Origin of the sequence: Pseudomonas abyssi (assembly GCF_003444685.1) — a bacterium.
Classification (GTDB): domain Bacteria; phylum Pseudomonadota; class Gammaproteobacteria; order Pseudomonadales; family Pseudomonadaceae; genus Halopseudomonas; species Halopseudomonas abyssi.
The window spans coordinates 90,512-104,435 of the sequence record NZ_LMAZ01000005.1 but is presented as its reverse complement, the minus strand read 5'-3'; the positions used below and the strand labels follow the sequence as shown (position 1 = coordinate 104,435).

Genomic DNA, 13,924 nt, shown 5'->3' with positions numbered 1-13,924 from the left:
TTAAGAATAATCAATAATAATTGCCTTAAAGTTAGATTTATTTGAATTTATTTCTCCGCTCTCAGGGCTGACGGGGCGAGGCCGCACCGCTGACCGCCTGGTAGCCCTGGTGCCAACGCCGGAGATGCCCTGCCAGCCGGCTCAGTAGAGGTTGTGCTTGTAGTCCTCACTCAGCCCGTGCTCCAGTGCGCCGGGAACGGCGATGGCCGCGCGGACCTTGTCCCCGGCTTCACCGCCGCTGCGGTTGAGCTGGATATGCGCCTTGAAGATATCTGCCCCGTTCAGCCCCGCGGGTGCACCGACGACCGGCCAGAGGCGAGCCCGGGCCAGGGCCGGACTGTGGCGCAGGGCGATGCTGTCGACGCTCATGCGGGTGACCAGCTTGGGGGTTGCTTCCCGTACTCGGAAGGCGGCGCGCAGGTTGTCGCTGGTGCTCAGTTCAGCCGTGCCGCGCGCCTCCACGACCTGCAAGCAGCCGGGGATCATTGCCAGCAGGGCGATCCGCGGTTGCGAAACGATATTGCGAAAGCTGTCGATGCGGCGATTGCCGGGGCGGTCGGCAAAGCAGACATGCTGCTCGCTCGCCTTTAGCAGTGCGCCTGCGGGATCGCCCTTGGGGCTGAGGTCGGCGCTGCCGTCAGCGGCCTGGGTCGCCAGCGTCATAAAGCGGCTGGCGGCCAGAAAGGCCGATGGCTGGGTTGGCGTGTTCGGGCTGCTGGCCGGTTGCCAGAAGTCCGACCGCATCAGCGCCTTGGCGCAGTGCAGGAAGCACTCGGCTACCTGCAGCCGAGCCATGTCGTCCTCGATCGCCAGCACCGTGCCGTTGATGCGCAGGGTTTCGTTCATGCCTGACACCAGCAGCAGCGCGCCAAAGGACGCACCGGAGCGTACCGCCGCGCTGTCATCCAGCAATGCCAGCGGCAACAGCAGGTGGTGAGCGTCGGGTATCTGTACAAAGCCTTGCGGCCCGCCTCCCAGCGTAACGCTGATGTCGGTGTCCTGACTCAGGGTCAGGCACACGAGGGGGGACAGGCCGATCCAGCGCTGGGCATGGCTGTCCAAATGGTCGATGACCTTCAGATCGCGCGGTGCATTCAATTGGCCGACAACAGCCTGAACCTGCTCGGGCGTGGTTAACGCGTCGCTCATGTCACCTCCTGTGCGGGCGATTGTGTGATGCCAAGGAGGCTCAGTGTGGATAACGCCTGGCGCAAGCGCAAGGCGTTAATGCGACTCATTTTTATTGTTCGGCTGCTGTGCAGTCCATCCCCCGCCCGCTCTGGGCTGCAGGGTGATCGGTCGTTGAGTGGCGTCTGCGGGGGGCGGAAAAAACCTGCCGTCAATTGATCTCGATCAAGATGTCACCGCCATTTGTATCGGCAGAATGCGCCCATGTTGTGTTTTTTTTTTGTTTTTCTACTACATGGTGTGTCTTGGAGGCGTGAATGGATATGCGGACGCAGAGCTGGCCACGGTGGCTGAACAAGCGCGATGGCAGTCGGGTAGCCTTTGATTCAGGCAAGATCGAGCGGGCCATCGAACGTGCTGGTGCGGCCACCGGGGAGCTGGGCGTCGCACAGGCGCATATCCTCACCCGCGCGGTCATGCCGCTGTTGCCCGAAGGGCCGGAATTGACGGTGGAGCAGATTCAGGACTGTGTCGAGCGCGTGTTGATGGAGGCCGGTTACTACCCCACCGCTCGCGCCTATATTGTCTATCGCGAACGCCACGGACGGTTGCGGCGGGAGCGGCGCAGCCTGGTGGATGTGGCTGCCTCGATGAATGAGTATTTGCGCCGTGAAGACTGGCGTGTGCAGGCCAACGCCAATCAGGGCTATTCCCTTGGCGGCCTGATTCTCAATGTGTCAGGCAAGGTGGTTGCCAATTACTGGCTGGACGAGGTGTATAGCCCGGAGATTGGCGCGGCTCACCGCGAGGCCGATCTGCATATTCATGACCTCGACATGCTGGCCGGATACTGCGCTGGCTGGTCGCTCCGTACCTTGCTGCATGAAGGCTTCAACGGCGTGCCGGGACGTATCGAAGCCGGCCCGCCGAAGCACCTGTCCAGCGCGCTCGGGCAGATGGTCAACTTTCTGGGTACGCTGCAGAACGAATGGGCCGGCGCGCAGGCGTTCAGCTCCTTTGATACCTATCTGGCCCCCTTTGTGCGTCAGGACGGCCTGAGCTACCCGCAGGTGCGTCAGCTATTGCAGGAGTTTATCTACAACCTGAATGTGCCCTCGCGCTGGGGCACCCAGACGCCGTTCACCAATCTGACCTTCGACTGGGTCTGTCCGCAGGATCTGCGTGAGCAGGTGCCGGTGATTGGTGGTGAGGAAATGCTCTTCTGCTATGGCGACCTGCAGCACGAGATGGACCTGATCAACCGCGCCTATATCGATGTGATGATGGCCGGCGATGCTCGGGGGCGGGTGTTCACCTTTCCGATCCCGACCTACAACATCACCCATGATTTCCCTTGGGACAGCGACAACGCCACGCGGCTGTTCGAGATGACTGCGCGCTACGGGCTGCCATATTTCCAGAACTTCCTCAATTCCGACATGCAGCCCAACCAGGTGCGCTCCATGTGCTGCCGACTGCAGCTGGATGTGCGCGAGTTGCTCAAGCGCGGCAACGGCCTGTTCGGCTCGGCTGAGCAGACCGGCTCGCTGGGGGTAGTGACCATCAACTGCGCGCGCCTGGGGCACACCCACGCCGGTGATCTGCCGGGTCTGCTGGCGCGTCTGGACGGCTTGCTGGATCTGGCTTTTGAGAGTCTGGAGGTCAAGCGCAAGGTCATTCAGCACCATATGGACGCCGGGCTGTATCCCTACACCAAGCGTTACCTGGGCACGCTGCGCAATCACTTTTCCACCATTGGTGTTAACGGGCTGCACGAGATGCTGCGCAATTTCACCGGCGACCGCGAGGGCATGCATACCGAAGCGGGTGCCGCGTTGGCGTTGCAGGTGCTGGATCATGTGCGCGCACGACTGGTCGACTACCAGGAGCGCAGCGGCCATCTCTACAACCTGGAGGCCACCCCGGCAGAAGGCACCACCTACCGCTTTGCCAAGGAAGATCTAAAGCGTTATCCCGGTATCCTGCAGGCCGGCTGCGCCGACGCGCCCTACTACACCAACTCCTCGCAGCTGCCGGTAGGCTTTACCGATGACCCCTTCGAGGCGCTGTCGCTGCAAGACGCGGCCCAGTGCAAATACACCGGCGGCACCGTATTGCACCTGTACATGGGCGAACGCATTTCATCAGCGGCTGCCTGCCGGCAACTGGTTCGCGCCGCGCTGTCGCGCTTTCGCCTGCCGTATCTGACCATCACGCCGACCTTTTCGATCTGCCCGGTGCACGGCTATCTGGCCGGCGAGCACGAATTTTGTCCGCGTTGCGACGAGGCGCTGCTGCAACAGCAGGCCAGTACCTGTTGCGGCGCCTGCAGCGACGCTTGATCCCGTTACCCACAGCAAGGAGCAACATCATGAGCAAATGCAACACCCTGCCCACCGAGCAACGTCAGCGTTGCGAAGTCTGGACCCGCGTCATGGGTTACCACCGTCCGGTGTCAGCCTTCAACCCGGGCAAGCAGTCCGAGCATCGCGAACGCCAACACTTCAGCGAGCCGCGCTGAGCAAGCGTCGCATCCGGCCCGCGGGTCGGATGCGCTACGGGAAAGCCCATGAAAGCCTGTTCTGCTCAGGCCGCCGATAGCTTGCGCATTGGCGGCCTGTTACCCATGACTACCCTGGATTACCCCGATCATCTGTCCTGTGTGTTGTTCTGTCAGGGCTGTGCCTGGCGTTGCCGGTATTGTCACAACCCTGAGCTGATCGCTGCGCGCGGTAAGACGCCGCATGACTGGCGCAGCGTCCTGCGCTTCTTGCAGCAGCGTCAGGGGCTGCTGGATGCGGTGGTCTTCAGTGGCGGCGAAGCCACCCTGCAGCCGGCCTTGCCGGAGGCCATGCAGGCGGTACGAGCGCTCGGCTTCAAGGTGGGCTTGCACAGCGCCGGCATCAAGCCTGCCGCGCTGGCGCGCGTGCTGCCCTGGTGTGACTGGGTGGGGTTTGACGTCAAGGGGCTGGAGGATCAGGTCGAGCTGATCACCGGGACGCCGCGCAGCGGTCAGGCCAACTGGCAAAGCCTGCGACTGCTGCACGATAGCGGTGTTGAATATGAATGCCGCACCACCGTGCACTGGCAACTGTTCGACAGCGGCGCCGTACTGCGCCTGGCGTATCGACTGGCACGGCAGGGTGTACGCCGCTTTACCGTTCAGTTGGCGCGGCCCGCGCGCATGCTGGACCCGACGCTGGGGCTAAGTACTGCCCCGCCCGAGGCGGCCAGCTTGTGGCTGCAGCTACACGGGCTATTTGAGCGCTTCGAGCTGCGCGAGGCCTGAACGTATAACGCCCTAAGCCTTTGGACCCTGCACTGCCTTGCTGCTGCGCGTCTGTTGTTGGCCATGATCCCGTGCGCCGTCTCTGGTGAGCTTGGCCTGTTTGGCTGCTCAGTCTGCACTTTGGGGAGCACAGAAGTGGTGTTGCTGGACATTCATGTTCAGTCCCATGCCGTTGCGCCGTTTGAGCACATTTCGTCGGTCAACTTGGCGGCAGAGTATTTGACCCTGGCAGCGATAAACGCCAGAACCTGGCTGGATAGTCGAGCAGTGTACTGCTGGCAGCCACTCTTGCCTTCGGCACACGGTACGGTCAGGCTGCTTCGGGCAGCCGTATGGCAATGACAGGTGTTTGCAGGGGAGGGCTTTCGTGCGCTTTTGCTCACCATATCCAGAACTGCAAGTACCAGAGGTAGCCCAGGGCTGCGTTGCTCAGTATCAGCGTCAGCAGTGGAACCGGTCGGTGCCGTGCCGGTAGCGGTTTGCAGACGCGCCAGCCGAGCCACAGACTCCAGAGCAATGCGCCCAGCAGAAGCATGGCTCGGGCATAAGGCACCCAACTGAGTAGTAACCCTTCGTAGCGCAGCAGCTTGACGGTGGTAGAGGAGAGGCCAAGAAACAGGCCGGCAGCCCCGATGGGAATCAGGCACAGCGCCAGTTGTTCGGCGAAAGGGCGGGCGCAGCCGCTTAGCCGAGCCGCGCCAAACAGCAGAGCCTGGAGTAAACCGCCCAGCATCAGTGCTGTACCGCCCAGGTATAGACAAATGCTGAATCCGTCGAGCCAGCTGAAGGTGTCGTTGACCTGTGGGTAATGCGTCAACAGCCACCAGGGGGCGCCGGACTGCAGGGGCCAGAAAACGTCGTGATTGACAAGCCATTCAGCCAGGCCTTGCTTGAGCTGGATAAACCAGGGGCTAAGGGTCCACTGAAAGGCACCCAGCGCCAGACCGATGACGCCGTACAACAGAAGGCGCACATCCCAGCGGTGTTTGCCATCCGCACCGAGCTCCACTACCTCGCTATTGGCCGAACGGGCAACAAGTTGCACTGCGCTGCGTTGCCCACTACAGCGTCCGCAGGCGTGGCAGGCCGAAGCGCTGCGCATGCGCCGAATGTCTATTAGCGGTGCGCAGTTGGGGGTAGGCAGGTGTGGCTGTGGATTTGCCTGCCAGCGTGTCTCGTTGACCGCGTAGTGCACCGGAGCTAGCTTGGCCAGCAGGGCAAAGACGCCACTTACCGGGCACAAATGGCGACACCAGACACGTTTGCCTCGACCATAGAGCAGACCCGTCAGCATGGCTGCCAAGGTGGAGCCGCCCAAAATCAGCAGTGCAGCCTGGGCGTAGTCGTAGACACTGATTAGCTGGCCGTACAGAGTAGTCAGCAGAAAACCCACGGTTGGCCAGCCGCCCCAGCGCACCCAGCGTGGCACGCCCTTGCCGCGCCCGTAGTGGCTGGCCCACTCGCTAAGTGAACCTTCCGGGCACAGCAGGCCGCACCAGAGGCGGCCAAACAGCAGGATGGACAGCAGCACAAAGGGCCACCAGATACCCCAAAACACGAACTGTGCCAGCAGGGTCAGGTTGTCCAGCATGTGCGCGTTGTTGTCTGGCAGCGGCAACAGTGCCGGCACTACCAGCAAGGTCGCATACGCGGCCACGACCAGCCATTGCAGACGGCGGATCAGACGGGCATGACGGCGCAGCCAGTGACCAATCAGGGTCAGACGGGACGTTGCGGTAGTCATACCGATAGCTGGCCAGCGTAGCGCACACGCCTTGCGTGACAGCCCCACCAGGCCAGCAGCCAGTAGCTTGCAAGCATAAGCAGGCCGGGCAGAGGGGGATGGGCACGGTAGCCGGTCAGGCTGGCAAACAGCGCGCCGGCACGAGAGCTGTCGTCCAGCAGGGCGCTGCTGTCCCACATCGCATTGCCCAGCCAGTCATAGGCAGCAGCGGGCAATTCCAGCCCCATCAGCAAGCTGCTGGCGCGGTCGACGGCACTCATCAGCATCGCTCCGCCAAGCAGGGTCAGCAACAGAGTGCTGAGCTGGAAAAAACGTCTCCAGTTCAGCAAGCGACTGCCGCGTTGCAGTATGGCAAAGCTGAGTACGCCAACCAGCAAGCCGGTCAGCGCGCCGGTGAGCATGCCGGCACTGCCACTGCTGGCCGCCGCGCCATAGAGAAACAGGGCAATCTCGCTGCCTTCACGGGCAATCGCCAAGGTTGCTAGTAGAGCCACAGCCCTCGGATGGCTGGGCGCGCTGCGGCTTTGTTGCGTGGCATTGCTACCCGCCATCCAGATCACCATTTGCAGTACCAACGCGCTGGCCACTACGGCCATGGCCACTTGAAACCACTCGCCCGCCGGACCGCTTAGCGAGGTACCAGCCAGTAACATCAGGGCAGCCAACAGCAGGGCCAGTCCAGTTCCCGCCAGGACGCCAAGCCAAAGAGCTCGCTTGCCCTGGGGCCGGTGGCGTGCGGGTAAACGTTGCAGCCAGGCATACAGCAGCCCGATGACCAGTAGTGCTTCGACGCTTTCGCGCCATACAATCAACAGAGCCTGTGTCATGTCAGTGTGCTTCTATTATCCCTTCGGGCATATCCAGGTGAAATTCGTCAAAGAAGCTGTACCGGCCGGGGCGTAGAGGGTGGATGACCACGAATGAGCTAACGCCCGGCCCCAGCACCTTTTCTACCCGCAAGGCCAGGCTTTCAAACTCCACCGGGCCGTTACCTCGATTGTGCAGGTTGATCTTGAACCGCTGCCCTGCGGCTACTTGGATGACCGCTGGGTCAAAGGCACCGTCGCGGATTTCCAGCTCAACCGTGGGTAGTCCTCCGGCCAGCACGGCATTGGCGAAAAGTGAAAGCAGCAACGCAGCTACCGGAGTGGACAACGGCAGGGCACCGGCCATGTTCAGTAGCCGCCTTTCTTGCCGGTGCCAGCGTAAACAAAACTGTAGGTCAGCTCGCAGGGTTGGAACCAGGGAGCAACCCCTGTTTCGCGGTCGGTGTGACGGCCAAAGCTGTGATCATGGCCGGTGTCAGGTGGTGATACCTGTAGGGTCAGCTGATAACGCCCCGGGCCGTCCAGTTTGACGTTGTCGCCATAATGCGGCCCGTCGCTGGCGACCATGGCGTGAAAATCGCCGCTGATCAACTGCTCGCTGTCGTCACGCTGCAGGTGGTAGGCAATGCGCAGGTAAGGCACAAAGCTGCCTTCCTGAAAGCCATTGCGGTTGTCTTCCAGGGCGCTGATGTCGGCTTCCAGGTGTACATCGGACTCGGCTGCCGGACGCATCATGCCAGCCGGCTCCATCTCAATCGGTTGCAGGTATACCGCGCCCACCTCCATGCCACCACAGTGCTGCGGCGCGCCGATCGGATACTCGGCGGCGTGCAGGGTGCCGGCGCAGGTTAGCAGGCAAAACGGAATCAGTTTGAACAGGTGCATACAGGGCTCCATGGCGACAGAGAGAATGTCGATCAGCCTAGCGCTGTGGCTGAAAATGAAAACGATTCGCGCTAATTGTGCGGCGAATTAGCCATCGCGTATTTGACCTGGGTCAGTAAGCTGTTGCCGTCATTTATCCATGATCTTTATATGGTTAATGGGCAGGCAGCCGAGGTGGCATATGAAGATCCGTGTATTGCTCCTGTGTATGGCCGGCATCGCGCCGGCGATGGCGATGACGCCGAACAACGAACCTATCCAGCCCATTCTGCCCGCGCAGATAACCGACCCGGCGAAGGTTGAGCTGGGCAAGCAGCTGTTTTTTGACCCGCGCCTGTCGCGCTCGGGTTTCATTTCCTGCAACTCCTGTCACAACCTGAGCATGGGCGGCAGCGACAACCTGCAAACCTCCATTGGGCACAACTGGCAGCAGGGCCCGATCAACTCGCCGACGGTACTTAACTCCAGCCTGAACGTGGCGCAGTTCTGGGACGGCCGCGCCGCAGACCTCAAGGAGCAGGCTGCCGGACCGATTGCCAACCCGGGCGAGATGGCGTTTACCCACACCCTGGCGGTCGATACCCTGCGCTCGATTCCGCAGTACAGCGAGGCGTTTGCCCGGGTCTACGGTGTGCAGCAGATCACCATCGACGAGGTGACCGATGCCATCGCCGAGTTCGAGGAAACCCTGGTCACGCCCTTCTCGCGCTTTGATCGCTGGTTGCTGGGTGACACTCAGGCGATGACTGAGGACGAGCTGCGCGGCTATCAGCTATTCAAGGACACCGGTTGCGTGGCCTGTCATAACGGCCCGGCTGCCGGTGGCAACAGCTTTCAGAAAATGGGGCTGATCAGCGCCTATGAAACCGCCAACCCGGCCGAGGGGGTTGCCGGGCTGACTGGCCAGGACGCGGATCGCTTCAAGTTCAAGGTGCCGACCCTGCGTAATGTCGAGTTGACCTATCCCTACTTCCACGATGGCGCCTACTGGACGCTGGAAGAGGCGGTTGACGTGATGGCGCGGCTGCAGCTGGGGCGCCAGCTGGGCGACGAGGATATTGCCAGTATTACTGCCTTCCTCAAGACCTTGACCGGCCAGCAACCCAGTTTTGCGTTGCCGATTCTGCCGCCGTCCAACAACGCAACGCCACGGCCGAAACCCTTCGAGTAGAGCGCTCCGCTGATGCGGGCTACGGCGCTGGCGGTGTGCAGCTGACAGCCAGCGCAGCAAAGCCCTGCAGGGTGCGGTCGACAAAGCGCTCGTCGCTGTGTTCGGCTGCGCCCGGCAGCAGGCCGTGAATGACCAGCGAGGTCAGCCCATGGGTGTAGGACCAGGCGGCGACCGATGCCTTGCGCACCTCCGCGCTGTCCAGCTCCTGGCCGAGCGTATCGGCCACCATGCGCTTGAGCTCACCGAAGGCGGCCAGCCGTTCGCGCTGCAAGACCGGAATCATCGTATCGTCGGTGAACTCAGGGCCGAACATCAATTGATAGAGCGCCGGATTGCTGCGCGCAAAGTGCAGATACGCGAGGCTGCCGGCGCGCAGCTTGTCCAGCCCGGAGCCGTTGCTGTAGGCGCGTTGCAGTGCACCAGCCAGCTCGGAGAACCCTTGCGCGGCAAGCTGGCCGACCAGCTCGTTGCGGTTCTGGAAATGGTGATAAGCCGCGGTCGCGCTCACACCCACGCGCTCCGATACTGCACGCAACGACAGCTTGGTTGGTCCTACCTCTTCCAGCAAGGCGCGGGCTGCTGCCAGCAGCTGCGGTGCCAGGTTACCGACGTGGTAGGTGTCGCGTGCGCGTTTCGCGGGCTTTGCCATAAGCGGGTTCTCTGCGAGCGGTCAGGTTGAGCAGGCCCGAATCTTAACACGGGCAAGTATCTTGACATTGATAAGATTGCTCCGTACTTTCCTTTCAGCTGTTGAGCGAGACGACTACCAAGAGCCGCCGCGGCAGCGTCCGATCTTATCTTAACGCTGATAAGTTTGCGGCGCGCCTTACTTCAAGGAGCCTGTGCATGACCGAAAGCCGTTTGTGGGAGCGTCGCTATCCACCCGCACTGCAGAACTATCAGCTGGCGCCCGATCTGCTGCAGGGCAACCTGGCGCAATGGCCGGCGCTGTTGGCTGAGCGCTACGGCGATAGCCCGGCCTTCACCCTGGTGCTGCCCAATGGGCTGACCGCTGATCTGTCCTTCAGCCAGGTACAGGCGCTATCCGACCAGTTAGCTGCCTGGCTGATCGATGAGCAGCAGATGCAGGTGGGGGAGGTGGTTGCAGTCCAGCTGCCGAACAGTCTGCATTACCCGGTTGCGGTACTGGGCGCGTGGAAGGCCGGTTTGATCGTGACCAATGTGAACCCGCTGTATACCGAGCGCGAGGTACGCAATCAATTGGCTGACAGCGGCGCGCGCTTGCTGATTGCCTGTGACCTGTTCGTTGAGCGCGCTGCGCCGATTGCGCAGGCGTTAGGTATTGCCCTGCTGACGACCAGCCTGGGTGACTTCTTCCCGCCGGAGGTTGGGCGGGCAATTGCTGCGCAGGCGGGTGTGGATGTGGCCGGTTTGCCCCGTGTTGTCGATGCATTGGCCGCCGGAGCGGCGCTACCGCTGCCTGCCTATCGCGCCAACCCGGTTGCGCTCTATCAGTACACCGGCGGTACCACCGGGCGCAGCAAGGGCGCGGTGCTGACCCACGCCAATCTGCAGGCGGTGTTGCAGATGGCCGAGGACTACATCACAGGTTTCGGCATGCCTTTCGCGCCGGGTGATGTGATTCTCACGGTGCCGCCGCTGTATCACATCTTCGCCTTCAACTTTAACTTCCTGCTGTTCTACCGCAGCGGTGGGCGCAATCTGCTGGTGCCCAATCCGCGCCCGTTGAGCAATCTGCAGCCCGCGTTTGAGCAGTTTGCCGTGCATTGGATGACCGGTGTCGACACCTTGTTTGCCGGCCTGCTGGCAGAGCCCTGGTTTCTGGCCAAACCGCCGGCGCTCAAGGCCGCGGTCTCCGGTGGCACGGCCCTGCGCCCAACCACCCAGGCGCGCTGGCTGGCTACCGCGGGGCAGATACTGGAAGGCTACGGGCTGACCGAGAGCAGCTGCTTTGTCGCCTTTAATCCGCCGGGTGAGCACTGTCGCCCCGGCACCGTAGGTTTGCCGCTGCCCGGTTGCGATTTACTGATTCGCGATGCCGCTGGCAACGCCTGCACAGTGGGTGAGCCGGGCGAGCTGCTGATTCGCGGCCCGCATGTGGTAGGCAGCTACCTGAATCGCCCGGATGAAAACCGAGAGGCGTTCTGCGATGGCTGGTTCAACACGGGTGACATCGCCGTGATGGACGAGCAAGGCTATCTGCGCATTGTTGATCGCAAGAAGGACCTGATTCTGGTGTCGGGCTTCAACGTCTACCCAAACGAAGTGGAAGACGTGCTGGCCGAGCATCCGGATGTGGCTGAGGTCGCGGTGGTCGGGGTGCCCGATGACAGCACCGGTGAGGCGATTCGCGCCTTCGTTGCCCTGCGCAGTCCGGGCGTGTCGGCGGAGCAGCTGATCCTGCATTGCCGCGAACGGCTGACCGCCTACAAGGTGCCGCGGCAGATTCTGTTTCGCGAGCAACTGCCCAAGTCGCCTGTTGGCAAGATACTGCGCGCTGAGTTGCGCGCTGAACAATGACGGCCGCGCTGGCCGCTTACACCAAGGAAATCATCATGTCAGATCTGCAACTTCAACCGGCCGCGGCGGCCACCCTTGAGCATTGGCACCAGATGGTCGAGCGCAAGGACCTGGGCGAGCTGATCAGCCTGCTGGACGCCAAGGCCGTCTTTCGCTCGCCGATGGCGCACTCGCCGTACCCGGGCGCCGAGGTGGTTTCGACCATTCTCAATACGGTGCTGCAGGTGTTTGAGAACTTCACCTATCACCGTCAGTTGGCGACCGGTGACGGCCTCAACGTGGTGCTGGAATTCAGTGCTGAAGTGCATGGCCGTCAGCTCAAGGGTATCGACATGATTCGCTTCAACGAGGCGGGCAAGATCGTCGAGTTTGAGGTGATGGTGCGGCCGCTGAGCGGCTTGCAGGCGCTGGGCCAGGAAATGGGCAGCCGGCTGGCCAGCTATCTGGCGGCAGCCAAGGCCAAAGCCTGAAGCAGCGGGGCTCTGTAGCCCCGTTTGTCAGTAGTGATACCAGCGCAGTTGCAATGCAAACTCGGTCTGCGCTGCGCTGAACTGACTGAACTCCCGGGACGCCTGCAGGCGTACGCCGAGATTGCGGCCCAGCTCCCACTGCTGGGCCAGGTTCAGGCTGCGGCGCACCTCGCCGTTGTCAAAATAATCAGCCTGCGCCTCCAGCAGCAGATTACCCAGCGGGTTACGCCAGAGCAGGCCGGCATCAAACCCGGCCGCAGCACTCAGCGGTGCATCAAAGTCGCGGTGATGCTCCAGCCGCAGCGTTGCCATGCTGTAGCCCAGTACATTGTTCCACGGCTGCCAGGCAAAGCCGCCGCCGCCGTTGAGGTGCGGTACCAGACGGCGCTGGCCGTCTTCGCCGGCCACCCGCTCCCAGCCGGCTTCAACCTGCCAGGACCAGGGCTTGAGCAGGGCGCTGCGTGGCGTCAGCGAGCGAATGTTGACCAGGCCAAATTCTTCCAGCTGCCAGTGGTTGCCTTCGTACTGGCGCAGCTTGATGTCACCCAGCTCGATCTGCGCGCCCAGCGGGAAGCCGGCCAGATTGTCGGCCAAGTCGTGGTAGGCCATGCGCAGGCCGTATTCGGCAAAGGCGCGGCCCTCGCGGCTGCCGGCGGCGAGTTGCCAAGTCCGCGACTCGTGGCCATATTCCGGGTAGGTCGGTGTCTCGATGGCCAGCGCCGGCGGCGGGTTGCGGTTGATTGCCTGCAGTATCTGGTAGCTGCGCGCGGCGTTGGCGCTGTCGCGCTGCTGGCCGGCGGCCTCGTAACGCACCAGACGGTAGGCGGCTTCCTGAATCAATGCGCGCCGCGCAACCGGCAGCGCCTGGTATGCGTCGTCCTGCAGCACGGCCTCGTCGTCGGCCAGCTGACGTACCCAGCGTAGCTCGTCGGCGTCCAGCGGTGCGGCGCGGGCCAGTAGCTCGCGCTCACGCGAGGGGCGGTAGTTGACGTCGCTGATCATGCCTGCCTCGCGCACGGCGCGCACGGTATCGGCAGGGATCGCGGTCAGCGGAAACTGCTCGGTCAGGCGCAAGCCGGGTCGAGCGACTTCCAGCAGCTCGAGCAGGCGATAGGAGCAGTTCTCGTCGAAGAAGAAGTAGTCAAAGATGACCTGACGCAGCTCCCAGACATGCTCGACCATACGCGCGGTTTCTTCCGGGCTCAGGTCCAGCTGGTACTCCCACAGGTCGCGGTTTTCCAGACGACTGTATTCGCCGATCTTGTCACGGTAGGGCAGCAGCGAAAACTGTCCCGGGTAGCCGCCGGCCAGCCCTTTCCATGCGTACAGCATGCTGTTGTCCATGCTCTCGACCATGGCGCCAAAGTTGAGGGCGTAGGTCAGCAGGCTGGTGCCGCTGGCCTGAGTGTCGGGCGAATCAATGCGCAGCAGGGTGTGGCCGAACATCGAGGAGGGGCTGTTCAGGTAGGCATCCGGGAACACCAGCACGGTCGCGTGCGGATTGATGTCCTCATACCACTCTCGGTACTCGCTGCACTTGGGTGTCGGTAGCCCGGTCAGCTGCAACTGCTCGCTTAGCCAGCGGGTGCGCGATGGATAGCGGCACTGGGCGTGCTGGTTGGGATCGTCTCCAACGGGAGCGTACAGCGCTTGCAGGGTGGCCTGCAGCTCACTGCTCGGGTTGCTGGCGCCATCGGCAGCCAGAAAGAAACTGTCGTCATCGACATAGCTGCGCCACCCGCTGAAGCGACCGGGCTGGTAGTGCCCCAGGTTCAGCCAGTGGCGCTCTGCTGCCAGAGCCTGCAGCTGATTGTGGGTCACCGTGGGCGCTGCGTGCACACCAAGGCAGGTGCTGCCGAGCAGCAGGGGAATCAGGCGTTTGAGCATCGGAGGGGTAGCAGCAGAGGG

At 62.4% G+C, this 13,924-nt stretch carries 13 protein-coding genes; 6 read left to right on the top strand and 7 right to left on the bottom strand.

Going from position 1 to position 13,924, the window contains the following annotated elements:
* Positions 1-141: 141 nt before the first annotated feature.
* On the bottom strand, positions 142-1,149 hold the full coding sequence (locus ASB58_RS15320; protein WP_118131487.1) for a pyridoxamine 5'-phosphate oxidase family protein: 1,008 nt from the start codon (positions 1,147-1,149) through the stop codon (positions 142-144).
* A 296-nt stretch (positions 1,150-1,445) separates the two neighbouring features.
* On the opposite strand from ASB58_RS15320, the gene ASB58_RS15315 reads away from it, so the two are divergent.
* Genes ASB58_RS15315 through ASB58_RS15305 form a run of 3 tightly spaced genes read left to right on the top strand, consistent with a single transcriptional unit; the run spans position 1,446 to position 4,417 of the window.
* Positions 1,446-3,470: a ribonucleoside triphosphate reductase gene (locus ASB58_RS15315; RefSeq protein WP_118131486.1), complete on the top strand. Its 2,025-nt coding sequence runs from the start codon at positions 1,446-1,448 to the stop codon at positions 3,468-3,470.
* 29 nt (positions 3,471-3,499) lie between these two features.
* Positions 3,500-3,649, top strand: a complete 150-nt coding sequence (gene nrdD, locus ASB58_RS20345; protein WP_118131485.1) for an anaerobic ribonucleoside-triphosphate reductase — start codon at positions 3,500-3,502, stop codon at positions 3,647-3,649.
* Between the two features lie 48 nt (positions 3,650-3,697).
* Positions 3,698-4,417 carry an anaerobic ribonucleoside-triphosphate reductase activating protein gene (locus ASB58_RS15305; RefSeq protein ID WP_118131484.1) on the top strand — a complete coding sequence of 240 codons (720 nt, stop codon included), beginning with the start codon at positions 3,698-3,700 and terminating at the stop codon, positions 4,415-4,417.
* A gap of 379 nt (positions 4,418-4,796) precedes the next feature.
* On the opposite strand, the gene ASB58_RS15300 is transcribed toward ASB58_RS15305, so the two are convergent.
* Genes ASB58_RS15300 through ASB58_RS15285 form a run of 4 tightly spaced genes read right to left on the bottom strand, consistent with a single transcriptional unit; the run spans position 4,797 to position 7,873 of the window.
* Positions 4,797-6,161 (bottom strand): 4Fe-4S binding protein, encoded by a 1,365-nt coding sequence (locus ASB58_RS15300; protein WP_118131483.1) that lies wholly within the window; start codon positions 6,159-6,161, stop codon positions 4,797-4,799.
* The gene (locus ASB58_RS15295; protein ID WP_118131482.1) at positions 6,158-6,988 is read right to left on the bottom strand and encodes an FTR1 family iron permease; all 831 of its coding nucleotides are present in this window, start codon (positions 6,986-6,988) and stop codon (positions 6,158-6,160) included. The genes ASB58_RS15300 and ASB58_RS15295 overlap by 4 nt, the downstream gene beginning before the upstream one ends.
* Position 6,989: 1 nt before the next feature.
* On the bottom strand, positions 6,990-7,334 hold the full coding sequence (locus ASB58_RS15290; RefSeq protein WP_096005525.1) for a cupredoxin domain-containing protein: 345 nt from the start codon (positions 7,332-7,334) through the stop codon (positions 6,990-6,992).
* 2 nt (positions 7,335-7,336) lie between these two features.
* Positions 7,337-7,873, bottom strand: a complete 537-nt coding sequence (locus ASB58_RS15285; protein WP_118131481.1) for an iron transporter — start codon at positions 7,871-7,873, stop codon at positions 7,337-7,339.
* 208 nt (positions 7,874-8,081) lie between these two features.
* On the opposite strand from ASB58_RS15285, the gene ASB58_RS15280 reads away from it, so the two are divergent.
* A complete protein-coding gene (locus tag ASB58_RS15280; protein WP_235827320.1) occupies positions 8,082-9,044 on the top strand; it encodes a cytochrome-c peroxidase in 963 nt (320 codons plus the stop codon).
* 19 nt (positions 9,045-9,063) lie between these two features.
* Here ASB58_RS15280 and ASB58_RS15275 read toward each other — a convergent pair whose 3' ends face one another.
* Complete coding sequence (locus ASB58_RS15275; RefSeq protein WP_118131480.1) at positions 9,064-9,693, bottom strand: TetR/AcrR family transcriptional regulator; 630 nt, start codon at positions 9,691-9,693, stop codon at positions 9,064-9,066.
* A gap of 197 nt (positions 9,694-9,890) precedes the next feature.
* Between ASB58_RS15275 and ASB58_RS15270 the strand changes: the two genes are divergently transcribed.
* Together ASB58_RS15270 and ASB58_RS15265 are read left to right on the top strand one after the other, a co-directional pair.
* Entirely contained in the window at positions 9,891-11,546 is a 1,656-nt protein-coding gene (locus ASB58_RS15270) for an AMP-binding protein (protein ID WP_118131479.1), read from the top strand.
* A 35-nt stretch (positions 11,547-11,581) separates the two neighbouring features.
* Positions 11,582-12,016, top strand: a complete 435-nt coding sequence (locus ASB58_RS15265) for a nuclear transport factor 2 family protein (protein WP_096005625.1) — start codon at positions 11,582-11,584, stop codon at positions 12,014-12,016.
* Positions 12,017-12,043: 27 nt separating this feature from the next.
* Here the strand turns inward: ASB58_RS15265 and ASB58_RS15260 are convergent, their stop codons facing one another.
* Positions 12,044-13,903 (bottom strand): Lnb N-terminal periplasmic domain-containing protein, encoded by a 1,860-nt coding sequence (locus ASB58_RS15260; protein ID WP_118131478.1) that lies wholly within the window; start codon positions 13,901-13,903, stop codon positions 12,044-12,046.
* Positions 13,904-13,924: the final 21 nt, after the last annotated feature.

Bases quoted from the DNA above. Each gene is read 5' to 3' on its own strand.
- ASB58_RS15280 (WP_235827320.1), top strand. From the start codon at position 8,082: ATGGCCGGCATCGCGCCGGCGATGGCGATGACGCCGAACAACGAACCT.
- ASB58_RS15270 (WP_118131479.1), top strand. From the start codon at position 9,891: ATGACCGAAAGCCGTTTGTGGGAGCGTCGCTATCCACCCGCACTGCAG.
- nrdD (WP_118131485.1), top strand. From the start codon at position 3,500: ATGAGCAAATGCAACACCCTGCCCACCGAGCAACGTCAGCGTTGCGAA.
- ASB58_RS15320 (WP_118131487.1), bottom strand. From the start codon at position 1,149: ATGAGCGACGCGTTAACCACGCCCGAGCAGGTTCAGGCTGTTGTCGGC.
- ASB58_RS15290 (WP_096005525.1), bottom strand. From the start codon at position 7,334: ATGGCCGGTGCCCTGCCGTTGTCCACTCCGGTAGCTGCGTTGCTGCTT.
- ASB58_RS15295 (WP_118131482.1), bottom strand. From the start codon at position 6,988: ATGACACAGGCTCTGTTGATTGTATGGCGCGAAAGCGTCGAAGCACTA.
- ASB58_RS15300 (WP_118131483.1), bottom strand. From the start codon at position 6,161: ATGACTACCGCAACGTCCCGTCTGACCCTGATTGGTCACTGGCTGCGC.
- ASB58_RS15265 (WP_096005625.1), top strand. From the start codon at position 11,582: ATGTCAGATCTGCAACTTCAACCGGCCGCGGCGGCCACCCTTGAGCAT.
- ASB58_RS15285 (WP_118131481.1), bottom strand. From the start codon at position 7,873: ATGCACCTGTTCAAACTGATTCCGTTTTGCCTGCTAACCTGCGCCGGC.
- ASB58_RS15305 (WP_118131484.1), top strand. From the start codon at position 3,698: ATGAAAGCCTGTTCTGCTCAGGCCGCCGATAGCTTGCGCATTGGCGGC.
- ASB58_RS15315 (WP_118131486.1), top strand. From the start codon at position 1,446: ATGGATATGCGGACGCAGAGCTGGCCACGGTGGCTGAACAAGCGCGAT.
- ASB58_RS15275 (WP_118131480.1), bottom strand. From the start codon at position 9,693: ATGGCAAAGCCCGCGAAACGCGCACGCGACACCTACCACGTCGGTAAC.
- ASB58_RS15260 (WP_118131478.1), bottom strand. From the start codon at position 13,903: ATGCTCAAACGCCTGATTCCCCTGCTGCTCGGCAGCACCTGCCTTGGT.